Genomic DNA, 24,157 nt, shown 5'->3' on the forward strand with positions numbered 1-24,157 from the left:
CTATACAATTTGTAACCGGTTTATTGATATGCTTTTGAAAGAGCCCTCAAACCATCCAATTTGGAAAATAGAACCATCCCATGCTTCTCCATCTAAATATACTTTATTGTTTAACCTCTATTTGTCTTAGGATTTTAAGTATTTGAAATAAGTGAAATCAGGTCCATTTCCTGAGTTGGTGAAGGGATGAAGTGTTGCTCCATTTGCATTTAGATATCCTAATAAAGCGATTGTTTTAATCAAAAATAAGTGAAAGTGTTGACACTTTTTAAAAAGAATCTTAAATCCACCGAATTTGGAATTAAAGGATGCACAGGACCATCTCCCCACACCCCACGCGACAATCCCTACTGCGGATACACGTCTATTTAAGTTATAATAAAAAGAACTCCAGTTCGCTGAAGTTCTTCCGTCTTGTCTGGATTGTGAGTGGCTTACATAGCTGGATGTGCGCGCGACTTTGAGCGTGTACCGAGCGACAATTAACTAAGTACGAGTAAGTTTTCTAGTATCGTGCGCGATAAAATGATGATGACGAGCAACTTTAAGCGTCCCCCGCGCGACATCTGGTACGGATGCGAGATAACCTAATATATATCAAGAAGGTTAGACGTTATTTGTGACCAAGCCTTCTTTTATCTGAGGGAATCGAGGTGGTGATTCCACTGCTAAATTTGCATTTATGTCCTAATTAAACATTTGATTTAATCAGAGGCTAGTGTAGTGTGAAGAATTATCGACCTTCATTAAGTTTGGAAAAAGCAGGAAGTACAAGAACCCCCCATGCTTCCCCTGTCAAACGGGAAATTGGAAGGGCATTTTTTACTGTGTTATGTTAGGGTAATTGTTCTCTATTGATATGGAGATGATTCCATGACGTTGACACAGAATAAATTAATCCTTTATGCAATAGGTATTATGATTTTTACGCTTGGCATAGTTCTAACACTCCAATCAGGGCTTGGTGTTTCACCGTTTGATGCACTTCTGGTCGGTTTACACAGAACGATTGGACTTACAATAGGAAGCTGGGAAGTTATTCTTGGCGCATTAAACGCAATTTTGCTGCGATCCCGTCCCGAATATTTAGGAATACTTACGGCATTGATGATTGGAATCTGCATTGATTTCTGGGTGCTGGCACTCGACGGATGGGTTCAGCCTAAAACCTTAGCAGGTCAAATTGCTTGTTTTTCGCTGGGTTTGGTCGTCAACGGGTTTGGGATTGCAACATATCTACAGGCAAAACTTGCATCAGTTCCATTTGATGGTACGATGCTAGCAGTGACAAAGTTAACAGGGTTAAATGTAATCATTTCCCGAGCGCTACTTTTCCTAGTGTTGGTTATTCTTGCATTTATTTTTAATGGCTTAATCGGTATTGGAACTTTATTGATTACCTTTTTGAGCGGGGTAACGATCAATGTCTTTATCCCTTATGTTGGAAGATTCGAGAAAATTCAACAAGAGGGAGAAACAGGGACAGGATCGCTTTAAAATACTAACAGTCGGAAGCGCGGGGGCTGTTCTATTGCTTCATTTGGAAGTCGCGGGAAGCAGGACAAGAATTCTCCCGCTTTACTCCGTACAAAAGCAGATAAGACTTTTTATAATTAAAGGAACTCAAGTTCGCTGAAGTTCTTTCTGCTTATCAGGGTTGTGGGTGGCTTTGATAGCTGGGTGTGTGCGCTACTTTAAGGGTGTACCGGACGACTTTTTCGTGATGGTGAACGAGTTGACAGGTGTACCGAGCGACAATGAAGTAAGTGCGAGATGGTTTTCTAGTATTTTGTGCGAAAATATTATGATGACGCGCGAGTATAAACGCAGGTCGAGCCAATTTTTCATCATCACGAGCTAGTTAACGTGTAGGTTGCGCCACTTTTCCGTGATGACGATCGACTTTAAGAACACCCCGCGCGACATAGGTTAAAGGAAGAACCGCCCCCACGCTTCCCTAAAGATTTACTTCGTATACCGATTGGCATAACTACTGGCTACAACAGCATCGGGTTTAATTTTCGGCTCTAGTCCTAACGATTCCATTCGTGAAACCATTTCGTTCACAAACACTCGGGTTTTATTTCTACTGCCAGAACCGATATCGATATGCCCTTCGATGGTAAAGGACGCACCCTTATAAATGTGGGGCAACACAATATCAATAAGTTGTTGTTTCATTTCCTCTGAAAACAAGGATACTACTTCTTCTGTTAAAGTTGTCTCATACGATATCCGCTCATGAAGGTTAGTCATTTTTCTTGGTACTTTTACTTTACGTATGCAAGCCCATGCCCCTTTTCGCTCACGGTGGATGACAATTCCTGTAATGAAAAGGGTATGATCTGTATGGACTTGTGAGTCAGTTCCGAATATCAAGCGGTAATTCCCGATGACATCCTGCTTCATATACCGAACAATATTATGAAATACTTGATCAAGAGACATACTTTCTTGACTTAAGTTTTGGAATACATTACTATTTGTCATTGCTTCAGATTCCCTCTCTATAATGGAATAGGTGGCAAATTAGATTTATAATATATATGTTATTATATGTTATTCATAAAACGATTATTTGCTAAAAGGGTGTGAGAAATATGGAGGGAAAATTAAAAAGAGCGTTTGCGTTTCTAAACAAGGGGAACTTCAAGCAGGCTGAGATTCTTTATTTGGAATGCTTGGACAGGCTGGAGGATAGTGAGTCAAAGCTATATAAACAAGCCCTACATGGACTCGGGTTTGTAAAAAATGAATTAGAAAATTTTCAAGAAGCAACCGAAATTTATATGAAGCTATTACACATGGCTAGAAAAAAAGGAAATAAAGAAGAGGAGGGCATTAGTTATCATCAGCTTGGGATCGTTCAGCGTAAGTCTGGAAACCATGATCAGGCATTGCTCCATTTTGCGGATGAACATGACATCTACCATGCCCATTTTCCTGATTTTCATTTAGGTCTCGCAGTTAATTTATATGAAAGTGGAATGATATATCAGGTCCAAAACAAGCTAATGGAAGCAGCACATATGATGGAAGAATCGCTGCGCCATGCAAAGCAAACAGATGATTTGGTTGTTATTGGCAGTGTTTACCGAGGTCTTGGAGATATTTTTAAGCAATCCGGTGATAATGACAAAGCAGTGAGTCAGTATCAGAATGCCCTTGCAGTATTTAAGCAGGCTAATGATAGCCAGGCTGTCGAGGAAATGGATGAGAAATTGCGGGATCTGTAATAAGTAGGTCCACTTACCGGTATTCGTCGTTTAATGTCGATGTTAATAAGCCCCTATAATAAGATAAACAAACCATGGAGGTTATTATATATGTCACATCAACTCATATTGGCTTCATCATCGCCAAGGAGGCAAGCTTTGTTAAGGCAGGTTAACATGAATTTTACTGTACGTAAGCAGGATACAGATGAATCCATAGTAAAAGCAAGTGACCCACGTGAAAAAGTTGAGCAACTGGCTTTGCTTAAAGCGAGAAATACCGAGATTATGGACAAGGGTGAGGTTATAGTAACAGCTGACACGGTTGTTTCCTATCAAAACCAGATATTTGGAAAGCCAGAAGATGATAAAGATGCCTATACCATGCTTTCAACCTTAAGCGGTCAAGTACATGAGGTGTATACGGGTGTTGCGATCCGGGCCAATGCAGAGGAGATATTTTTTACGGAGAAGACATCGGTAGAATTCTGGACTTTATCAGACGAAGATATCATGAGCTATATTTCCACGCGTGATCCTTTTGATAAAGCTGGTGGATATGGTATACAAAGTGAAGGTGCAGTACTTGTGAGGAGCATCCATGGTGATTATTATAATGTTGTAGGATTGCCTATATCCCGTGTGGTTAGAGAGTTAAGAGGAGTAATAGGATAAAAGAAATAATAAACAGCACAATTGGAGATGACTTTATTGAACATACTTTTGAATAACCTATATTTTAATATGTTGAAGAGGAATGGTTTTTTGCTGTAAGGTTTGTGCGATTAATTTTCTTGGCAGTTTTTATTTTTGCTAGTAGTCGAAGTATGTGGATGGTTCTGTTACTTTTTTTGGATTCAACTAGTGTAACACCGTATGATGTCCTAAATCTTCCAAAACTAAAAAAACCTAGTCACTGCCTAATAGCAGGCAATAACTAGGGATATGAAACAACAGCTATTATCTAATCTGTCTGTTCCAATTTCATCATATTTTTATTCGTAAGAAAGCAGTCCCACGCGTACGCGTGCAGTTTTTGGGTGGATTCCAATTATCTTTTCGTCATCAATAATATATGCTTCCCCAATGCTTTTCATCAGTTCCTTAGCTAGCAACACTTGATCCATAGCTACATGTCTACCAGGTGAAACGGCTGTTGCTGATTCTTGAATCATGCTAGAAGTATTCGGCATCACGCGGATCACTTGCTGTCTATCGTTTAAATTCTCTTCCATATAAGAAGTAGAGATACCAGCCAAAACAGAAATGAGTAACTGATTGGCTGTGATTCTTCCGCGCAGGTCTTCCAATACCCCATCTATATCTTTCGGTTTCATTGCTAAAATAAAAACATCTATAGTTGAAAAGTCCAAGTTTTCTTTCGTTACTGCTTCAATACCATATTTTTTATTTAATTCGTTTAAACGATCTTGATTACATCGGTTTGTAACGATGATTTGCTCCGGATTTTCTCTAGTTTATTGAGTGCTTTATATAATCGATAAACATTGTTTATCATTTAAACGGATCACTCGGCAACTCATCAGACAAATTAACCACAACAGTTTTAACTTCTGTATACGCATGTAAAGCTTCTAAACCGTTTTCTCTCCCGTAACCACTTAATTTATACCCGCCATAAGGTAAGGTCCAATGAATTGGACGATAGGTATTAATTGAGATAAAACCTGCTTCAAGGTCTGCGGCGAATTTATGTGCACGTTTAATATCTTTTGTCCAAAGTCCAGCGACTAGTCCGTATTGTACGTTATTCGCCATTTGCAGCACATCTTCATCTGTGTCAAATGGTATTATCGCAAGAACAGGTCCAAATATTTCCTCTTGAGCCAAACGTGATTGATTATCAACTTCTGTAAAAACAGTAGGCTCGACGAAATATCCACGAGTAAATTCTTCAGGTTGTTTTCCGCCCACAGCTAAGTGAGCCCCTTCTTCTTTTCCTATTTCAATATACTGAAGGGTTTTATCTAATTGGGCTTTCGAAGTATGTGGTCCAATATGTGTATCTTTATCTAAGGGCATACCCACTCTTATTTGCCTTACTCTATTTATTAATTTCTTAACAAACTCCTTATAAATGTTCCTTTGTACGAATAAACGTGATCCTAACGAGCAGGATTGTCCAGTTGATCTAAAGGCAGAATGAAGGGCAACTGTTAATGCCTTATCTAAATCTGCATCATCAAAAATAATATGAGGGGCTTTCCCTCCGCACTCAAACGAGACCCGCTTTAAATTAACAGCTGCGTCTTTCATAATACTTTGAGCGGTTGAATATTCACCAGTGAAGGCAATTTTATTGACTAAAGGATGTTTAGCCAAGCTACTTCCAGCCACCTTTCCATAGCCAGGAACAACATTAATGACACCAGGCGGAAAACCAGCATCTTGACTTAAACGTGCGATTTCCATTGACGTTACCGGGGTCAATTCAGCAGGCTTAATCACAATTGTATTGCCCGCTGCTAAAGCTGGTGCAATTTTCCAACTATACATACTAATAGGGGAATTCCACGGGGTAATTGCACCTACTACGCCAACAGGTTCCCGGCGAGTGTATGCTAAAGAATCCGGATTATTTGGAATGGTTTCTCCTTGGATTTTATCCGCTGCACCGGCATAATAATAAAACCACTCAGCCGACCGTTTAATTTCCCCTAGTGTATCACGGTAAGGCTTCCCATTATCATTCGTTTCCAAAAAAGCTAATCTTTCTGCATTCTCCAGCAATATATCTCCCATTTTTCGTAAGGATGCCCCTCTTTCGGTAGCTGTCCATCTTCTCCATGGACCATAAAATGCTTCTCTAGCAGCTTTTACTGCAATATCAATATCTATTTCGTCTGCTTCAGCCACTTCAGCCCAAACTTCTTCGGTCACCGGATTGATAGATTTGATGAGACGACCTGAATGTGGCTGAACCCATTCACCACCAATAAAAATCTTTGGATAGGATTGTATTTCTGTACTCACTTTAACATCCTCCTTCTAGTCAACCTTCCGATACTTAAAGTATAAGTGAAGAGATAATAAAAGAACAGACTATTTTAAAATTTTAAAATTTAGTTTAATATAAAGGTGGAATAAAATAATAATAATAGGAGGCGCTTACATGAGTGTACTTATTCATGAACGATTGGGAGGTGGACAGATCTCCCTATTAAAAATAAACCGTCCAGGTTCTATGAACGCACTGAATACAGAATTAGCCCTAAACTTTATTGAGGCTTTGGATGAAATTGAAAAGAACAAAGAAGTTAGGGTAATCGTTATTACAGCTGAAGGAGACAAATCCTTTTGTGCAGGTGGTGATTTAAAAGAACGAAAAGGCATGACCGAAGAACAGTGGTTTGGCCAACATCGTATTTTCCAAGAAATGTATCGGAGAATTAGAGAAAATAAAAGACCTGTTTTGTCCGTGGTAAATGGTTTTGCATTAGGGGGTGGGTGTGAACTAGCCTTAAATGGGGATTTTATTTATGCAGTACCGTCAGCAAAGTTTGGTCTCCCTGAAGTAAAGTTGGGAATTATACCCGGAGTTGGAGGTACACAGACAATCGGCCGATTTTTACCTAGGGCTGTTGCATTAGAGCTACTGTTGACGGGTGATTTCATTTCTTCAGATGATGCCCTACATTATGGAATGGTTAACAAAGTGGCACCAAAAGAGGAGATTATGGATTACGCAATTGGTCAAGCTAAAAAAATTGCAGCTAATTCACCACTTGCCGTGAGAAGTGCGAAGAAGGCCTTTACGAAGGGGTTGGATATGCCACTTGGCGAGGGGGTAGATTATGCGCTACAACTTTATGCAAGGCTGGCCAGCAATGAAGATCGGAATGAAGGGGTAAACGCATTTAACGAAAAAAGAAAACCAAAATTTAAAGATGTTATTGAATAATTCTATTTAAGTGATTGAGTCATCATACTCATTCACTTTTTTAATTATTTTATTTATCTGAAAAAATTTATTGACAGAAAAATCAAAGTATTATAGAATCATTGTACAGGACAGTGTTCCAATAGATGGAACAATATAGGGGGCGGAGATGAATAGTTCAAATCGAAACAGTGTAATCGAAAAAGCATTTACCATTTTATTTGTGTTTATTGATGAGCAAGATGAATGGGGGGTTCGCGATTTAGCCAAGCGTCTTGAATATCCGACTAGTACACTACATAGGATGCTGCGAAGTTTACAAGATTTAGGCTTGTTAGAGTATAATTCCACTACCCGAAAATATGAGATGGGAGTCGAGCTACTTCGAATCGGATCAGTACTATCATCGAAACTGGATATTAAAAAGTTAGCTAGACCCTTTCTAGAACAGTTTGTAGATGAATACAAGGAAACGATTTGTCTCGTTCTCTATCATAGAAAAACTAAAAAGCTTATGTTTGTAGACCAAATCATCGGTCCAGCTCCATTTCAATATGTGATCAATCTTGGAGAGTTGCAACCAGTTCCTTATGGTTCAAGTGGAAAGTCTATTTTAGCTTTTTTAGAGTCCGAAGAAGTGGAACACATTTTACGTATAGAAGATTTTTCGGATGATCAGAAAAATAATATTAGAAAAGAACTTCAAACCATACGTAACAATGGGGTTGCATTATCTGAGGGGGAGAGAGTTAAAGGAGCTAGAGGGATAGCAGCTCCACTTTTTGATTCAAGTGGATTTCCAATAGGATCAGTCATATTTGCTGCCCCAATCATCCAATTAGAAAAAGATTACGAAACGTTACTCTCCTTAGCAATTAAAGAAATATCGACATCTATATCTCAGAAATTAGGATACGTAAACGCGGAGGCAAATGTAAAGAATCATTTAGAATTAAAAAAATGGAAGGGAGAGTGAGGAACTGCTATGCGCCACATTGTAGAGTGGGTAGATTATGAATTGCATACGTTAAATGAGCAAACTGAGAATTACGTAAAGAAATCGCTAGTAGATTTTATCGGAGTATCAATAGCGGCATTACAAGAACCTCTTTATGAAAAAATCGCAAAATATGTAAGCGTTTCCAGTAACGGTGATGTTCCACTTTTAGCAACTAAAGATCAAGTATCTCCTCAACATGCTGCATTAGCCTTAGGTGCGTTAAGTCATGCGATTGATTACGATGATATTTCTGTCCATCAAATTGGACATCCAACCGTAGTATTAGCCCCAATATTATTCACCTTAGGATATCAACAAAAGAAAAGTGGTAAAGAAATTTTTGATGCGTATGTAGCTGGTTATGAAGTGATTGCAAGAATATCCAAAAGTGCAGCTAGAACTCAGTATGAAAAAGGATGGCATACTACATCTACTATTGGCGTTTTAGGTGGAACAGTGAGTGCGGCCAGGTTACTAGGATTAAGTCAAGATCAAACGGAAAATGCCATTGGAATTGCCACTTCATTAGCATCTGGTCTACGAGCGAATTTTGGAACTATGACCAAACCTTTACATGCAGGTTGGGCAGCAAGTAATGCCATTTTTGCGGCTGAGTTGGCAAAGGATAATTTTGACTCATCAGAGGAAGCTTTGGATGGAGTAAATTCATACTTCCAGGCATTTGGAGGTCAAATTGATTATGAGGTATGGCAAAACAAAGAGGAGTTAGTTATTGATGATGGCTTAGTTTTAAAACCCTATCCATCATGTGGTTTAACGACACGGTTAATTGATTGTGGAATTGAACTTCATTCAAAAGTAATCGATCAATTACATGATATCAAATCGATCGATTGCCGAGTATCTCCATTAACTTTAAAGGTGTTGAAATATCCACAGCCAGCATCAGGATTAGAGGCAAAATTTAGTCTGGAATATTGTGTTGCTCAATCCATTATCAGTGGAGAAATGAAAATACAGCACTTTACAGATGAACACATTCAAAATAGCACAGCTTATAAGGAATTAATAAATAAGGTTAGACATGAAATCCCTAAGGATATGGAGAATTTAACGAGCTTTAATGATGAGTACGCCTCCCTAACGATTACTTTTCATAGTGGGGAAAGTATAACGACTAACAAGGTAAAACCAAAAGGCTACCCAGAAAACCCGTTAAGTAACAAAGAACATCAGTTGAAATTTAATGACTGCACAAAAGACTTTTTAGATAATAACAGTCAACAGGATATATATAACAAACTACTAGATTTATATCGTAGTGAAGATGTATCTGTTTTGATTGATCAGTTGAATCAGAGTTTAACATTAATAGATCCTAAAATATGATGGGGGAATGGAAATGGTTAAAATGAGTTGGTTTAAGCTTTTCGGGATTATAGGATTAATTTTGTTGTTTGTAGTTGGATGTGGAAGTTCTGATGAAGCAGGAGGAGAAGGAGATGGGGAATCCGTCTCAGAACCTGATTCTGAGACGATCAAGGTTGCTTATAACTTACCTGAGGAACATGCCGTTGGATTATTTTTTGAAACAATGGCCGATAAAATAGAGGAATACACCGCTGATACTTCTATAAGCTTAGAAGTTCAAACTTTCCCTAACGGCCAGTTATATACGGATGCAGACACACCCGATGCAATTAGTATGGGGAATGCTCATATCGGACAATTAAACTCTGGATTTATTGCAGGAGATAAAGCGGCTCCTTTACGCGTACTAGACTTGCCATTTTTATTCGAATCTTGGGATCATGTTTGGGCTGCAGAAGATGGAGAGTATGGTAGATTATTTGCTCAACATCTAGAAGAATTTGATATGAAAGTATTAGGATGGCCTGCTTATGGAACTGTTGAACTATTTGGAAACTTCCCAATTCAAGTACCAGAAGATATACAAGGTAAAAAGATGAGAGCTTTTGGTCAAGGGGCATCTCTTATGCTTGAGGAAATGGGTGCATCCCCAGTGAGTATGAGTTCCCAAGAAATTTATCAAGCAGTGGAACATAATACGATTGATGGGTTCACAACAGGTCCTTCCTCTGTTGTAGATCGTAGTCTACATGAAGTGAGTACACATGGATCTGATTTAGGATTGTCCTTCTTGTCCTTCCAAGCAGTAGCCAATATAGAATGGTTTAATAACTTGCCAGAAGATGTTCAAGATGCCGTTCAAAAAGCAGCAGATGAAGCGGAAGAAGTGAACCGTGAGACCGTTTTTGAAAGTGAACAAAAATATAAAGATGAACTTGCAGAACTAGGCGTAGAACTTTATCAAGCTACAGATGAAGAATTGGAACTTTGGAGAGAAGGCGCCAGTAGTCGGTATGAGTCTTATCGTGAAAATGCTGGAGAAGATGGTGAAGAATTCTTAAACGCTGTGGAAGAGGCAAAGCAGTAATTATTTTTAAGATGCGCACGATTATTCACCATAATCGTGCGCTATACAATAGAACCCTCCAGAGAGAAAGTAGGTGATTTCCATTAATAGTTATGTAAAATACGTGACAAAATTTGAAAAAGTGTTTTTAAATATTTCAGGGATTTTATTAGCGATATTAGCTTTGAGTGTCTTTTATGAAGTGGTATCCAGGTATGTTTTTAATAATCCAACGATATGGGCAAATGAAATCTCTATTTACTTGATGCAATTTATCGTGTTTTTCACGATGGGGATTTTACTCATCGAGGGAAAACATATACGGGTTACATTTTTGATTGAAAGACTTACAGGGAACGCGCGGAAAGCCTTTGAAATTATTATTGTGTTACTGATTTTCATTTTCGCTCTTGTCCTTATCATATATGGGTATCAATTTACCGGAAATGCTATCAGTCATGGGATGTCATCACCAACACTTTTGGAAATCCCCCTTTGGATACCCTATTCATTTATTCCAATTGGGGGATTTTTATTAGCTCTAGCCACTACATGTTCCATTATAAAAATTCTCGCTACTTCCTATGATAAGGAGGACATTATGTGATTTCCCTAGGATCAATTCTTACATTATTAGGTGTATTATTTTTACTATTATTTCTAGGTGTACCTATAGCTTTTTCACTAGGCTTAACAGGTATTGTTACAATCGTAACTTCCATGGGAATGCAATATTTAAGTCAAATTCCTCTAACGTTATATGGATCGCTATCGGAGTTTATCTTTGTGGCGATTCCATTGTATGTATTAATGGGTGAAATTTTATACCAAGGGAAAAGCGGCGAGAGGTTGTTCATGGCTACTAGAACTTGGTTTCATAAAGTTAGAGGGGGTACAGGAATTTCAAGTGTACTTTCATATACATTTTTTGCAGCCATTGTTGGATCAAGCATGACATCGGTCTTAACCATTGGAAAAATAGCAATTCCTGAAATGGTGAAGGAAAATTATTCAAAGAAACTATCTTATGGATTATCCGCAATCGGTGGATCGTTGGGAATATTAATCCCACCAAGTATCCCACTAATTGTCTATGCATCGTTAAGTGGAGCTTCTCCAGGTAAATTATTTATTGCGGGGATAGTTCCAGGTGTTTTAATTGCTACTCTATTAATTATATGGACCGTAATTAAATCACCAGTAAACCAATCTAGTGAAGGGACTATTTCTAAAGGGCATTATAAATCTACATTTATGGCCATTCCAGAAATGTTGTTACCGCTCATCGTACTAGGAGGTATTTATGCCGGGGTTTTTACACCGACAGAAGCTGCTGCTGTCGGTGTCGTGTACGCTTTCATCATAACTATGTTGATTCACAAAAGTATTAAACTAAAAGATTTACTTCATATATTAATAGAATCCGTTCGAACTTCCTCTATGCTCCTGATGATTGTTACGGGTGCGTTGATTTTTGGAGCGGCCTTAACCTTAATGGGATTACCACAATTCTTATCCGCCGAGATTTTAGGTTTGGATGTTTCACCGTGGATTGTTCTGTTAATGATGAACATTATTTGGCTACTGATGGGATTCTTCTTAGAAGTTGTATCGATCATGTTGATTACTACACCAATTTTCTTCCCTATTGCTATGTCGTTAGGATTTGATCCAATTTGGTTTGGGATTATCATGGTACTGAATATGGAGTTGGCAGTTATTACACCACCAATTGGTATGAACTTGTTTGCTATTAAATCTCTCTATCCAAAGGAGAAAATGGGGACAATTATACAAGGTGTTGCCCCATATGCATTGTTTATCCTATTTGTTCTTATTTTAGTATGGGTTTTCCCAAAAATCCCACTATTTTTAGTTGAATAAGGCTATCTATGATTTGAAGGAAAATAGTTTACAGGAGGATGATAAGAATGGCTGGACCATTAGATGGTACGAAAGTCGTTGATATCACAACAAATATATCTGGGCCAAGTTTGACCATGATTTTAGCGGACTTAGGTGCAGAGGTTATTAAAATTGAAAGATCAGGTACAGGTGATGATTCCCGAAGAATGGGACCTATGTGGAATGGTGAAGGAGCCTTTTTTTTGCAAATTAACCGAAATAAACGGTCGATTGTTGTCGATTTAAAAAAAGAAGACGGGAAAAGGATTGTTAAAAGATTTGTAAAAGAAGCTGATGTATTTGTTGAAAATTTTAGGTTCGGAAAAGCGGAACAACTAGGGTTGGGTTATGAAGATTTGAAAGAATTAAATCCGCAATTAATTTATGCCTCTATTAATGCTTATGGGAACAAAGGGCCTATGAAGGAGAAACCAGGTTATGATGCTGTTGTTCAAGCAGACACTGGTATTATGGGGATGAACGGAACAGAAAACAGTGAAATATCACGTGTTCCCGTTTCCATACTTGATCAAGGAAGTGCGATTTGGGGAGCCCTAGCAGTTGTAAGTGCTATATTAAGTCGTAACCGGATAGAAACGGGACAAAAAGTGGAGACTTCACTATATGAAACCGGGGTCTTTTGGTCAAGCTATAATCTTATGTCACATTTAGTTACTGGTGAAGAACCAAAAAAAATGGGATCAAATCATGCAGCGTTTACGCCCTATGGTGTTTTTCAAACGGCAACAGAACCTATTATGATTGGGGTTTCAAACGACCAATTGTTTAAAAAATTATGTGTAGCTTTGGAAAAGGAAATGTGGAGCGAGGATGATCGTTTTCGCCATAATCAACAACGCATAACGAATAGAAATGAATTGAATTATGAAATTGAAAAAGTTCTTAAGAGCCAAGAAGCTACTTACTGGGCTGATAAGTTAGACTTAAATGGAGTTCCAAGTGCTATTATTCGTAAAATCTCTGATGTCGCAACGAATGAACAGACTGAACAATTAAGTATGCTTCAGGATGTAGAACATTCAACGATAGACAATTTAAAACTTTACCGACTACCTATTTCCTTTTCCGGTAATTCAACCTCTCTACGGAAAGGTCCACCTTTATTAGGAGAGGATACGAAAGATATCTTAAAAGAATTTGGGTATGATGAAGTATCTATTAAACACTTTATCAAAAGTGGTGTTGTGAATTCATAAAAAGGGGGTGATTGATATGAATTTACCGGAAACAGTTACGATAAATGATGTAATGTTAAGAGATGGCTTACAGCTGGAAGATAAAATTCTCTCAGTTGATGAAAAGAATGATTTAGCAATTCGTTTAATTGAAGCGAATGTCAAGACCCTTGAGGTGGGTTCTTTTGTTCATCCAAAACTAGTTGAACAAATGTCTAATACAGGTGAGCTGTTCGACAGGCTAAAAAAATATGAAGCTATGAATCTCATTACTCTAATTCCTAATTTAAAAGGAGCACAACGAGCAGCAAATCATGGTGTATCTCAACTTAATTTTGTGTTTTCTGCGAGTAATACTCATAATTTACAAAATGTGAGACAAACAACAGAGGAATCACTTCTTCATTTTGAAACGATAAAAGACTTTTGTGACGAACATAACATCAAGTTAGATGTTTCCATTGCAACATCGTTCGGATGCCCATTTGAGGGTGAAGTAGCTGAGGAACGTATTCATTTTATTGTTAAGAGAATTATAGATAGGAAGCCTAATACCCTGACATTGGCTGATACAATAGGAGTGGCAAATCCAAAACAAGTATACCAACTAACCAGTAGTATTATTAATTTGTACCCGAATGAACGGTTTAATCTTCACTTTCATGACACAAGAGGGATGGGATTAGCGAATATTCTTGCTGGAATAAAAGCGGGTGTACGAAGCTTTGATACATCACTTGGTGGATTAGGTGGATGTCCTTTTGCTCCAGGTGCAACAGGTAACGTCTGTACCGAGGATGTCGTTCACATGTTACATAGCATGGGGATAGATACGGGTATTAACTTAGATGATTTAATTACAACGTCTGCTATCTTAAGAGATATATTAGGGCATGAATTATCTAGCAGTGTACTCAAAGCAGGCAAATATAATCGAAAATATCCGATACCACAATAAATCAAGAAGAGGTATATTGTGAATAACGCCAACCAGATTGGTGTGGTTAATAAATAGATAATAGTATTGTAATCTTAAGGAGGAATTTAAAATGGCAAAAGTAGCAACAAAAAGTACACCGGAAGAAATAGAAATGATTCGTAGTAGTGTGAGATCACTTTGTGAGAGATTTCCGGAATCGTATTGGAGAGAAACGGATGAAAAGAAGGCGTATCCAGAAGAATTTATTAGAGCATTAACAGAAGAAGGCTGGTTATCCGTTTTAATCCCAGAAGAATATGGTGGTGCTGGTCTTGGGATGATTGAGGCAGGAGTAATCCTAGAAGAAATTAATCGTTCAGGTGGTAATTCCGGTGCGGGTCATGCTCAGATGTATACAATGGGAGCTGTCCTTAGACATGGTAATGAAGACCAAAAACAACGTTATTTACCGAAAATTGCAAGTGGCGAATTGCGCTTACAGGCATTTGGTATAACCGAGCCTACTGCTGGAAGTGATACAACTAGTATAAGTACAACTGCAGAACGTAAAGGGGATAAATACATTGTAAATGGGCAAAAAATATGGATTTCACGAACAGAGCACTCAGATTTAATGCTCCTATTGGCTCGCACAACGCCAAAAGATCAAGTAGCAAAAAAGACTGACGGTTTAAGCCTATTTCTTTTAGATATGAGGGATCAAAAAGATAACCTTACGATCAGACCAATTGATACGATGGTTAATCATGCGACAACCGAAGTCTTCTTTGAGAATACCGAAATCCCTGTTGAAAATTTAATTGGGGAAGAGGGAAAAGGTTTTAAATATGTACTAAGTGGAATGAATGCTGAGCGAATTCTGGTCGCTTCGGAGAGTGTTGGGGATGGGAAGTACTTTGTTGACCGAGCTGTTCAATATGCAAATGAACGTGAGGTCTTCAATCGTCCAATTGGGCAAAATCAAGGCGTTCAATTTCCAATATCACAATCTTATATGGATATAGAGGCATCTAAATTAATGCGTGATAAAGCGGCTAAGCTATTTGATGAAGGTGAGAATTGTGGGGCAGAAGCAAACATGGCTAAATATCTCGCTTCTGAAGCAACATGGAAAGCCGCAAATGCTGCAATGACCACATATGGGGGATATGGATTTGCTACAGAATATAATATTGAGCGTAAATTCCGCGAAGCTCGTTTGTTCATAGTGGCACCTGTTTCAAATAATCTTGTGGCTAGTTATGTGGGACAGCACGTATTAGGGCTACCTAGATCCTTTTAAAAAAATGAAGGAAAGCAACATTAATGACAGGAGGGGAATCTTCTGTGACAAATGCTGCATTGAAAAAACTGGCTGAGAACTTTGATGGTTTTCAGCCTTAATTATTACGATTTAGGAAGGATTTTTTATAATATCAACGATACTTGTGTAACCCAACAAAAAGTTATTAATGATATTGTTAATAAATTACCTACGTTACGGAATAGTGATTTGGATCAAATTAACCATGCCATAGACACTTTAGTGGATGCAAGAAACAATGAATCAATGCATTATTTAGGACAAGTTTTTGGGGATTACTGAAAATGAGTAAGGTTATATGATGGAATTAGGAAAGCAAAATGAAATATATCTGGAGCTGCCCAAGGTGGTGCAGTATACACTTTAGCTTTGCTATTGGATTTTCTATTTTCAAGCAACTACAAGAAGAAGTAAATGTGTATACGCAAGAGTTAAAAATGAATTTTATTAAAAAAGGCGTGGGTGATTTTTTATATGCAATCCCAAACGTACTACATAAGGGTAAACGAACAGTAGTCGCTGACTGTAGCATTAAAGATGTGAATGGTAATTTAGTGGCCCAAGCACTTGATACATTTCATATTACAGGAAGATTGTGATGCGTATTTATCATAAAAGAAAAAGGTTACCGTACGCTCATTATAGAAAATTACATTGCATTTTATCTAGTCAGAGAAGAAGAAAAGCAAGTTGTTGTCATACGTGTTCTGTATGGTAGACAAAAGTACCAAGATCTTATTTAATACCGTCCCCTAAAAGCAAGGGGGCAGTTCCTAGGCTTCTGGGGTAAAGTTCTCAAAGAAGTGTAAGATTGGTTTAACTCTTTTAACTCTTTGATAATGCATACCCTTTTGGTTAATCCCTTACAATATCTGACTCAAAAACACCTTTGTATCGCTACTCATTGTTGTTACCCTTCAGATAATTGTTCTGGATATGCATTTGCTTTATCACTGAGCCCGAACTTTTCGAGTAATTGATGTGTCAGCTTTTCGGCACCAGTTGCTGACACTTTCCGGATCCGTTTCGGAGCGTGGGCGATATTAGCTAACACCCGCATATGTGGAAAGAGGTTAAACTGTTGAAACACCATTCCTACATCTCGTCGTATTTCATTTATATTTGTTTTACATCGTTCACTTTAACATCATCAGTAAAAATATTACTCGTGCAACACCGTATGATGTCCTCAATCTTCCAAAACTAAAAAAACCTAGTCACTGCCTAATAGCAGGCAATAACTAGGGATATGAAACAACAGCTATTATCTAATCTGTCTGTTCCAATTTCATCATATTTTTATTCGTAAGAAAGCAGTCCCACGCGTACGCGTGCAGTTTTTGGGTGGATTCCAATTTCTGCACCAAAGCTATCAAAGCGGGTTGAAGCATTGTGGTACAATGCGGCTGAATCAACTAGTTTCATAAAAAGTTATTTCTGAAGTGCCAATTCCTTCTCCGGCTGTTTACTCAACTCTTTCGAACGAGAAGCTGCACTTTTCACGGCCTCTATAATTGCCATGCCACCGCCATAAGCATTCAATGCATCCAGTCCGGCTGCTGTAGTTCCTTTTGGAGACGTTATATTTTCTCTAAGCTCTGTTGGCGTTTCTTCCTGTTCGAGTATCATTTTTGCAGCACCGTAAAGGGTCTGTGCTCCAATTTCACGTACCAGTTCTCGATCAAATCCTGCTTGATGGCCAACTTCTTCAATGTGTTCGATTAAGTTGTAAAAGTAGGCTGGCCCACTACCAGCGATACCGGTGTAAATATCCATCTTTTCTTCATCGATAATATATGCTTCCCCGATGCTTTTCATCAGTTCTTTAGCTAGTAACACTTGATCCATTGCTACATGCCTCCCTGGGGAAACGGCTGTTGCTGATTCTTGAATCATGCTAGAAGTATTCGGCATCACGCGGATCACTTGCTGTCTATCGTTTAAATTCTCTTCCATATAAGAAGTAGAGATACCAGCCAAAACAGAAATGAGTAACTGATCGGCTGTGATTCTTCCGCGCAGGTCTTCCAATACCCCATCTATATCTTTCGGTTTCATTGCTAAAATAAAAACATCTATAGTTGAAAAGTCCAAGTTTTCTTTCGTTACTGCTTCAATACCATATTTGTTATTTAATTCGTTCAAACGATCTTGATTACATCGGTTTGTAACGATGATTTGCTCCGCTGCCAATTTTCCTGATTGTATAAATCCCGACATAATTGCTTCCGCCATATTACCGGCACCTAAGAATGCAATTCGTTTAGTTTTCAATTGTATACGCTCCTATTTACGTTTTCTAACACCGTTTCTTATCTTAACATGTACATATCATACTTCAAGCGTCTTTGTGCAAGTCGGGTGTATATAGCCGAAAAAGTGATGGTAAGCGGTACCATATGGAGATATATTTATTTCATTCGTATAGGGGAGGTTAAATCGCTTTATATTGAAAGATAAAAGAGGACGATGCGCTCGATAGATAGAGAAAGTCGCGCACCATTGACTTGTAGTCGCGCGATAATAAGTGAAACTCACGCGGCAAGAGATAAAACAAGCGCAATAATGTTTAGACTCGCACGTCAATTGTCAAAAGTAGCGCGGTCACAGGGAAGCAGTGGTGTCTTTCACTGTTTTGAAGCAGTAAAGTAAGGCAGATGAAATTCATTTGTGGAGAAGAATGTAGTAATCCCCATCCGAGCTATTCAAATGGGGATTATACTATGTTCACTATTATTCTCTTTGACTATAATCCTGTAAATACTTTTTTATTTGGGACTACTAATTCCCTTCACAAACTCCAAAATAGTATCATTAAAAGCCTCAGCTTCATCCTTTAAAACATTGTGGCTGCTATTTTCAAAGACAACAAATTCACTATTCGGTATTTTTTCGGCTATCAATTCATTCTCATCTACAGGAGTAATCCAGTCGTGTCGGCCGGCAATGACTAGTGTTGGTACTTGAACATTAGGAAGTTTATCAATTATATCAAACTTTCTTAAAAACCCACCAAATCCTTGATTTATTGCCTCATAAGATTTCTTTGTTTCCGGTCTTAGTGATGGATCAGCAGCTGATTCATCAGCCGTGGAGTATAGTGGTGCCATAAGTGTATAGTACTTCGCTAATTGCTCGCTTGATGTGAAGGCACCGTCCCATAAAACATTAGCTATTTCTTTCTGTTCTGGTGTACCATGTTTTGCTACGTAAGATATTGCTTTTTCAATAAAACGATAACTGGGGGATGTTGCAACAAGTATCATCCCTGTTAGATTCTCTTGATACTTGTCTGCGTAACTCATTGCAGTCATACCGCCATACGAATGACCAAGCAGTAAGATTTTATTCAGGCCAAGATATTTACGCAATGATTCAATATCTTCCACATTGTTTTCTAATGTATACGTGGATTGCGGCCCTTCCTCTGAAAAACCACTCCCACGATTGTCGATATATACTAGCTGCATTTCTCCCGTCAATTTGTCTAGATACGGTTTGAAATTCACATGATTACCACCTGGACCGCCGTGCAACACAAAGCAGACAGGTTTTTCCTTTAGTTGGTCTTTATTCACCGTCCAGCCAGCACCATCGATATCAAAAAAGAGTCTAGTTCCGTTGATTTGTGCAAACATATTATCACGCTCCTTTACTTTTTGGAAAAATGTATATGATCAGAAGTACTATGCTAAGGGTTAACGCTACTAAAGTAATTAAAATGAGATATGGCCATGTGTTCAGGTTCATCATTCCTAAGAGGAACAAGACAAAAAATACACTGATTACACCAAGGAACTTCAAATCTTTTGATGCCACAGATTTAAACTGAAATACATCTCCTTTTTCAAAATCTTCCTTCGTAACTAAACTACCAATTACAGTACCGGTAATGGAGAATAGGATACCGATAATGACCGGATCTAAAGCTGTTTGGGCAATGACAGATATGATGGTTGTTAAACCACCAAGAATAATCCCTGCCGCAGCACCTGCTGCATTTGCACGTCTCCAGTAAAGACCAAATAAAATAGGTGCAAACGTTCCCCCAGCAAATAACCCTAACGTGGTAAGTAGTAATTCCATAATGGACGGTGTCATGATAGCAGCCACTGTACTGAGTACACCAATAATCACGATTGTCCATCTTGTCACAACGATACTGCTTTTTTCTTGAACTTCTTTTCCGGCACCTTTTCTTTGTCGTTCATATAAGTCCCTGGAAACGTGAATTCCAGCTCCTAATAGATTAGAATCCACTGTGGACATACAAGCACCTAGTATCCCGGTTACAATGATCATCCCCATAAATGGATTAATCACTTCCATCGCCATCATCGGGAAAACTGTTTCTGGATTACCGATATCAGGTATGATGCTTTTTCCTAGAATACCAACAAGTGCAAGAGCGAAAGCCGTAAATAGACCGACAAACAACACCATAACAAGACTTGTCCGTTGAATGCTTTGTTCACTTTTAGCTGCGTATATACGTTGAATTTGCGTCTGTGAAATTGTATTTAGTGGCATAAACGTAATTACCCACGCTAATACCATCACAAATGTCATACCTTCAGTAAGACTTAGAAAATCACTGCCAACTACTCTTGATAATACATCTGTAATTTGAAATGAAGAACTAATAACACCACTATCTGGCACTAGAGCAGACATACCAAGAGCTACAACAAGAATCAGTCCAACAATCATAATGATAGATTGTATCCAGTCCGTCAGTGCAACTCCCATCAAACCACCAAGCGTTGTGTATAGGATTGTAACAATAGCTGTTATCAATATGGCAATCGTTGTATCGATACCAAGAATTGTATTCAGGATCACCCCAACCCCAAGAATACTACCTCCGGCGCCACCAACTAAGGCAAACAGGGAAAAGGCTGTTGTTAATAAAGCTACTGGTCTGTTATAACGCAGTTCCATTAAATCCGGTAAGGTAAAAACGTTATGTGTTTGTGCAATACGTCGGATTTTTCCGGAAATGAAGAATAGTAGAAAGTAAGATGAACCTGCTGCGACAAGTATCCATGCCATAGAAAACCCACCTGTGTAAACCATCCCACTGAATCCCATATATGTATTTGCACCAACCACTGTTGAGAATATGGTTGCAAAAAGTACACCAGAATTCATTTTGTTGGAAGCAACGTAAAAATCAGATCGCGTTTCTTGCCGTTTTGAGACGATAATTCCTACGATAACCATGACGATTAGATAGATTGCTGGAATAATATAAAGTGAATTGCTCAATTGAAATTGCCTCCTTCTGAAAATTTTGTTGAATTATATAAAATTTATAGACAACTATAAACCTCCTATACAACATAGTCAATAAATTTAACTAAATATTGTAGATTAATTTAAATTTTGGAAAACTAAAATTCGACCTATTTTTTTCGATAGAATAAGAGAAGAAACATAATTCTATTGATATAGGCAGACCCATTTAATTTATTTATAGACCCATTACAAAAAATCGCTATCTATTCTGTAGATAGCGATTTTTTTGAGGACTATTATAATTAACGAATAGCTGTTACAGATGATGAATAATGAATGTGTCTAGGCAGTCCTATATCAGCCACCGTTAGTAAACTAAGTTTTTTAAATTCATTAATTTGTTTTTCTGTATTTATTACCATCGCTGCTGTTGCGGTGTCTCTATAAATACATGTAGTTGTTGTTCACATTATTCACGTCAGAGACTACCTCAAATTCGGTTGGATCTTCTTTTACGATAGTACCTATGTCAACTCCTAACCTTTTCGGGGGCGATATCAACAGAACCTAATATATAATCGGTATTTAACTCATAAAGCTGTTTAAGTATTTCATTAGACCAAACATTAGAAATTTTCTTTCCACATTATTCAACCTTTATTAATTAATAACTTGAATCCTACGCCCCTTCAGGAATTTAATGAACTCGATCATATTATAGAATGGTTCAATCACTATCGGTTATAATTTTTAATAGAAGGAGGACTTATTTAGGTCCTTCTTTTGCTTTGCAGTAGCTGATAGAGGGAAAATAAAAAATCTGTTAGACTTGTCTTATACCACAAAACAAAATACAAAAGGAGATGCGTGCAATTGAATTCTAACATTAATTTTACCAGGATTAGAAGAATTTATTGTAACTAACTCGTTGTTGAACGGGTTTATATCAACTCCACGTGGAGTTGGTAAAGACATCACACAACTGTCCGGAGTGCCATACAGTCACTAATCGTGTCCATGATTATCAAGTGCAAAAAATTCAACACAATCCTATATTTAGAAAGATCAGTTTTGTTTATAGAATACGAACTATGTCTGTATTGCATGTGACAAATGATTTTATGAAGATAATGATGTTGTAAAACGTTATCAGAGACAATCTGTAGAGTTTAAACAGGCTTTAGCGATTGGACTCATACATGGTAACCGTTTTAGAGAAGTGGCATCCCGTTCTGATACATCACCGACGACCAAACTATCATATTCCAAAGATCTTGTTCATTAGATATGGTGAATAATGGTGCTAGGATAGAAATACTGCTTAAAGGAGCTTATGAAGAAAAACGATATCTAAAGGATGATGATGATTCCCAACATACAATAAATTATTTGCACAACTTGTTTGTTACGATGAAGATTTCGAAGCAAAAGCAGCAAGATCAGAATTGTCAAAAAGAAACTATAAGTTGAAATTTGATTTTAAAAATGGGTGGTCAAGATGGGTAAAAGATTAAACCCTTAGCAAATAGTGTAGCAGTTTTTCTAAGGCTGTCTTTTTTCGATAGAATGTATAATTTTTAAATCTGAAATTTATCATATGGATCAATGACAACATTCAATTTTTCTGGATAATTTAATATAGAAAAGGGGACATTCTCGGAAATTATCTTGGAGGGTTTACAACTATAAAATCAAAACTCAATTGAAAAGTTTTCCATTCAACATAAAACCTATTAGGAGGGACTCAATGACTGACCAAACAACAGAATCTATAAAAAGTACATATCAAAAATTAATGGATAACCAATTCATTCAAGAGACATTAGCGTTTATCGAATCAGATCATCAACATACCGTGGACGAGCAAGTGGCACTTACTGAAATTTCAGCACCACCTTTTAAAGAAGAAACGCGTGCTAACAATTTTAAAGATCGATTAGAAAGTTTAGGTCTATCTGATGTTCGTATGGATCAAGAAGGAAATGTATATGGTATGAAATATGGAACAGGAAAAGGACCGAAAATTTTCATATCGGCGCATCTTGACACCGTATTCCCAGAAGGAACGGAGGTGACCGTAACAGAAAAGGATGGAATTTTATACGCTCCAGGAATTAGTGATGATACAAGAGGCTTGGCGGAACTACTTGCTGTGATCAGAGCGGTGAATCATGCTAATTTACCAACAGTTGGTGATATTATTTTTGGGGGAACCGTTGGTGAAGAAGGTGCGGGAGACTTACGTGGGGTAAAGGCGTTTTTTAATGAGCATAAAGATATAGATGGCTTTATTTCCATCGATGGTCCCGGTGCCAATAGTATTGTGTACTTAGGTACTGGAAGTTATCGTTATACGGTCACGTCCAAAGGGGATGGTGGTCATAGCTTTGGTGACTTTGGGATTCCAAGTGCAACCCATGCGCTAGGAAGAGCAATTGCTACTATTTCAGATTTACAAACAAAAGCGGATCCGAAAACAACGTTTACTGTTGGGGAAGTATGGGGTGGAACCTCTGTCAATGCGATTGCTCAAGAAGCAGGAATGACAGTCGATTTGAGGTCCAATGATCAAGAGGAATTAGACAAAATGGAAGAACAATTTTTACAAATGATTGATAAAGCGGTTGAGGCAGAAAATGTAAGATGGGACAGTAATAAGATCAAGGCAGAACTTAATAAGTTCGGAAATCGTCCACCAGCAAGTCAATCAAAAGACGCACCAATTGTACAAGCTGCATATGGGGCCATTGAAGAAATTGTTGGACAGCCATCGTTAACAGGTGCAGTCAGTACAGATGCGAACTACCCAATGAGTTTAGGAATTCCATCAATAACAATCGGGCTAGGTGGTAAAGCAGGATCCGCGCATACCCTACAGGAGTGGTATGATCCGACTAGTGCTTATGTAGGAGTGCAGAAGGATTTCTTAACTTTAGTTGGATTAGTGGGAGTGGAAGGTATTACCGAACCTTTATTGGGGAAGCGTAGGACATAAACGATTGCCTAAAGTATAAAAAATGAGAGTCGGAAACGACGGGAAAGATACGATCATTATTGCGAC

The 24,157-nt window shown here is 38.0% G+C and carries 21 protein-coding genes and 2 pseudogenes; 16 read left to right on the forward strand and 7 right to left on the reverse strand.

The genetic code is table 11. From position 1 onward, the window contains the following. Positions 1 to 873: 873 nt before the first annotated feature. Positions 874 to 1,497: a YczE/YyaS/YitT family protein gene (locus ACFQ3N_RS02630; protein WP_390359273.1), complete on the forward strand. Its 624-nt coding sequence runs from the start codon at positions 874 to 876 to the stop codon at positions 1,495 to 1,497. Positions 1,498 to 1,965: 468 nt separating this feature from the next. Here the strand turns inward: ACFQ3N_RS02630 and ACFQ3N_RS02635 are convergent, their stop codons facing one another. Beyond that, entirely contained in the window at positions 1,966 to 2,490 is a 525-nt protein-coding gene (locus ACFQ3N_RS02635) for a ribonuclease H-like YkuK family protein (RefSeq protein WP_390359275.1), read from the reverse strand. A 110-nt stretch (positions 2,491 to 2,600) separates the two neighbouring features. Between ACFQ3N_RS02635 and ACFQ3N_RS02640 the strand changes: the two genes are divergently transcribed. Both ACFQ3N_RS02640 and ACFQ3N_RS02645 read left to right on the forward strand, forming a co-directional pair. Continuing rightward, entirely contained in the window at positions 2,601 to 3,236 is a 636-nt protein-coding gene (locus ACFQ3N_RS02640) for a tetratricopeptide repeat protein (protein ID WP_390359277.1), read from the forward strand. Positions 3,237 to 3,326: 90 nt separating this feature from the next. Further along, positions 3,327 to 3,890 carry a Maf family protein gene (locus ACFQ3N_RS02645; RefSeq protein WP_390359279.1) on the forward strand — a complete coding sequence of 188 codons (564 nt, stop codon included), beginning with the start codon at positions 3,327 to 3,329 and terminating at the stop codon, positions 3,888 to 3,890. A gap of 320 nt (positions 3,891 to 4,210) precedes the next feature. Here ACFQ3N_RS02645 and ACFQ3N_RS02650 read toward each other — a convergent pair. Both ACFQ3N_RS02650 and ACFQ3N_RS02655 read right to left on the reverse strand, forming a co-directional pair. Next, positions 4,211 to 4,675 (reverse strand): annotated as a pseudogene (locus ACFQ3N_RS02650) (pyrroline-5-carboxylate reductase family protein); the annotation flags it as partial. Between the two features lie 55 nt (positions 4,676 to 4,730). Then, positions 4,731 to 6,209 carry an aldehyde dehydrogenase gene (locus ACFQ3N_RS02655; protein ID WP_390359281.1) on the reverse strand — a complete coding sequence of 493 codons (1,479 nt, stop codon included), beginning with the start codon at positions 6,207 to 6,209 and terminating at the stop codon, positions 4,731 to 4,733. Between the two features lie 139 nt (positions 6,210 to 6,348). On the opposite strand from ACFQ3N_RS02655, the gene ACFQ3N_RS02660 reads away from it, so the two are divergent. From ACFQ3N_RS02660 to ACFQ3N_RS02710, 11 genes are all read left to right on the forward strand, one after another. Further along, positions 6,349 to 7,137 carry an enoyl-CoA hydratase/isomerase family protein gene (locus ACFQ3N_RS02660; protein WP_390359282.1) on the forward strand — a complete coding sequence of 263 codons (789 nt, stop codon included), beginning with the start codon at positions 6,349 to 6,351 and terminating at the stop codon, positions 7,135 to 7,137. Positions 7,138 to 7,285: 148 nt separating this feature from the next. Then, the gene (locus ACFQ3N_RS02665) at positions 7,286 to 8,092 is read left to right on the forward strand and encodes an IclR family transcriptional regulator (protein ID WP_390359284.1); all 807 of its coding nucleotides are present in this window, start codon (positions 7,286 to 7,288) and stop codon (positions 8,090 to 8,092) included. Positions 8,093 to 8,101: 9 nt separating this feature from the next. Further along, entirely contained in the window at positions 8,102 to 9,466 is a 1,365-nt protein-coding gene (locus ACFQ3N_RS02670; protein ID WP_390359286.1) for an MmgE/PrpD family protein, read from the forward strand. Between the two features lie 13 nt (positions 9,467 to 9,479). Next, positions 9,480 to 10,535 (forward strand): TRAP transporter substrate-binding protein, encoded by a 1,056-nt coding sequence (locus ACFQ3N_RS02675; protein ID WP_390359288.1) that lies wholly within the window; start codon positions 9,480 to 9,482, stop codon positions 10,533 to 10,535. A gap of 103 nt (positions 10,536 to 10,638) precedes the next feature. After that, complete coding sequence (locus tag ACFQ3N_RS02680) at positions 10,639 to 11,121, forward strand: TRAP transporter small permease (RefSeq protein WP_390359290.1); 483 nt, start codon at positions 10,639 to 10,641, stop codon at positions 11,119 to 11,121. Further along, positions 11,118 to 12,398, forward strand: a complete 1,281-nt coding sequence (locus ACFQ3N_RS02685) for a TRAP transporter large permease (protein ID WP_390359292.1) — start codon at positions 11,118 to 11,120, stop codon at positions 12,396 to 12,398. Before ACFQ3N_RS02680 ends, ACFQ3N_RS02685 begins: the two co-directional genes overlap by 4 nt. 47 nt (positions 12,399 to 12,445) lie before the next feature. After that, the gene (locus tag ACFQ3N_RS02690; RefSeq protein WP_390359294.1) at positions 12,446 to 13,636 is read left to right on the forward strand and encodes a CaiB/BaiF CoA transferase family protein; all 1,191 of its coding nucleotides are present in this window, start codon (positions 12,446 to 12,448) and stop codon (positions 13,634 to 13,636) included. Positions 13,637 to 13,652: 16 nt separating this feature from the next. Further along, positions 13,653 to 14,573, forward strand: coding sequence for a hydroxymethylglutaryl-CoA lyase (locus ACFQ3N_RS02695; protein WP_390359296.1), 921 nt, complete (start codon positions 13,653 to 13,655; stop codon positions 14,571 to 14,573). 91 nt (positions 14,574 to 14,664) lie between these two features. Then, complete coding sequence (locus ACFQ3N_RS02700) at positions 14,665 to 15,837, forward strand: acyl-CoA dehydrogenase family protein (RefSeq protein ID WP_390359298.1); 1,173 nt, start codon at positions 14,665 to 14,667, stop codon at positions 15,835 to 15,837. 341 nt (positions 15,838 to 16,178) lie between these two features. Beyond that, a complete protein-coding gene (locus ACFQ3N_RS02705) occupies positions 16,179 to 16,457 on the forward strand; it encodes a PaaI family thioesterase (protein ID WP_390359300.1) in 279 nt (92 codons plus the stop codon). Positions 16,458 to 16,469: 12 nt separating this feature from the next. Beyond that, positions 16,470 to 16,601 (forward strand): type II toxin-antitoxin system RelE/ParE family toxin, encoded by a 132-nt coding sequence (locus tag ACFQ3N_RS02710; RefSeq protein WP_390359771.1) that lies wholly within the window; start codon positions 16,470 to 16,472, stop codon positions 16,599 to 16,601. Positions 16,602 to 16,771: 170 nt separating this feature from the next. On the opposite strand, the pseudogene ACFQ3N_RS02715 reads toward ACFQ3N_RS02710, so the two are convergent. The 4 genes and pseudogenes from ACFQ3N_RS02715 to ACFQ3N_RS02730 form a co-directional block, all read right to left on the reverse strand. After that, positions 16,772 to 17,019, reverse strand: a pseudogene (locus tag ACFQ3N_RS02715) (ATP-binding cassette domain-containing protein); the annotation flags it as partial. Positions 17,020 to 17,289: 270 nt separating this feature from the next. After that, a complete protein-coding gene (gene proC, locus ACFQ3N_RS02720; protein ID WP_390359302.1) occupies positions 17,290 to 18,132 on the reverse strand; it encodes a pyrroline-5-carboxylate reductase in 843 nt (280 codons plus the stop codon). 494 nt (positions 18,133 to 18,626) lie between these two features. Further along, positions 18,627 to 19,496 (reverse strand): alpha/beta fold hydrolase, encoded by an 870-nt coding sequence (locus ACFQ3N_RS02725; protein ID WP_390359304.1) that lies wholly within the window; start codon positions 19,494 to 19,496, stop codon positions 18,627 to 18,629. 4 nt (positions 19,497 to 19,500) lie between these two features. Continuing rightward, on the reverse strand, positions 19,501 to 21,126 hold the full coding sequence (locus tag ACFQ3N_RS02730; protein WP_390359306.1) for a sodium:solute symporter family protein: 1,626 nt from the start codon (positions 21,124 to 21,126) through the stop codon (positions 19,501 to 19,503). Positions 21,127 to 22,052: 926 nt separating this feature from the next. On the opposite strand from ACFQ3N_RS02730, the gene ACFQ3N_RS02735 reads away from it, so the two are divergent. Next, on the forward strand, positions 22,053 to 22,238 hold the full coding sequence (locus ACFQ3N_RS02735; RefSeq protein ID WP_390359307.1) for a transposase family protein: 186 nt from the start codon (positions 22,053 to 22,055) through the stop codon (positions 22,236 to 22,238). A 605-nt stretch (positions 22,239 to 22,843) separates the two neighbouring features. Then, positions 22,844 to 24,091 (forward strand): M20/M25/M40 family metallo-hydrolase, encoded by a 1,248-nt coding sequence (locus tag ACFQ3N_RS02740; protein ID WP_390359309.1) that lies wholly within the window; start codon positions 22,844 to 22,846, stop codon positions 24,089 to 24,091. Positions 24,092 to 24,157: the final 66 nt, after the last annotated feature.

Origin of the sequence: Virgibacillus byunsanensis (assembly GCF_042675965.1) — a bacterium.
Classification (GTDB): domain Bacteria; phylum Bacillota; class Bacilli; order Bacillales; family Amphibacillaceae; genus Virgibacillus_R; species Virgibacillus_R byunsanensis.

Bases quoted from the DNA above. Each gene is read 5' to 3' on its own strand.
- ACFQ3N_RS02630 (WP_390359273.1), top strand. From the start codon at position 874: ATGACGTTGACACAGAATAAATTAATCCTTTATGCAATAGGTATTATG.
- ACFQ3N_RS02640 (WP_390359277.1), top strand. From the start codon at position 2,601: ATGGAGGGAAAATTAAAAAGAGCGTTTGCGTTTCTAAACAAGGGGAAC.
- ACFQ3N_RS02705 (WP_390359300.1), top strand. From the start codon at position 16,179: ATGAAATATATCTGGAGCTGCCCAAGGTGGTGCAGTATACACTTTAGC.
- ACFQ3N_RS02645 (WP_390359279.1), top strand. From the start codon at position 3,327: ATGTCACATCAACTCATATTGGCTTCATCATCGCCAAGGAGGCAAGCT.
- ACFQ3N_RS02675 (WP_390359288.1), top strand. From the start codon at position 9,480: ATGGTTAAAATGAGTTGGTTTAAGCTTTTCGGGATTATAGGATTAATT.
- ACFQ3N_RS02660 (WP_390359282.1), top strand. From the start codon at position 6,349: ATGAGTGTACTTATTCATGAACGATTGGGAGGTGGACAGATCTCCCTA.
- ACFQ3N_RS02725 (WP_390359304.1), bottom strand. From the start codon at position 19,496: ATGTTTGCACAAATCAACGGAACTAGACTCTTTTTTGATATCGATGGT.
- ACFQ3N_RS02665 (WP_390359284.1), top strand. From the start codon at position 7,286: ATGAATAGTTCAAATCGAAACAGTGTAATCGAAAAAGCATTTACCATT.
- ACFQ3N_RS02670 (WP_390359286.1), top strand. From the start codon at position 8,102: ATGCGCCACATTGTAGAGTGGGTAGATTATGAATTGCATACGTTAAAT.
- ACFQ3N_RS02740 (WP_390359309.1), top strand. From the start codon at position 22,844: ATGACTGACCAAACAACAGAATCTATAAAAAGTACATATCAAAAATTA.
- ACFQ3N_RS02690 (WP_390359294.1), top strand. From the start codon at position 12,446: ATGGCTGGACCATTAGATGGTACGAAAGTCGTTGATATCACAACAAAT.
- ACFQ3N_RS02635 (WP_390359275.1), bottom strand. From the start codon at position 2,490: ATGACAAATAGTAATGTATTCCAAAACTTAAGTCAAGAAAGTATGTCT.
- ACFQ3N_RS02695 (WP_390359296.1), top strand. From the start codon at position 13,653: ATGAATTTACCGGAAACAGTTACGATAAATGATGTAATGTTAAGAGAT.
- ACFQ3N_RS02700 (WP_390359298.1), top strand. From the start codon at position 14,665: ATGGCAAAAGTAGCAACAAAAAGTACACCGGAAGAAATAGAAATGATT.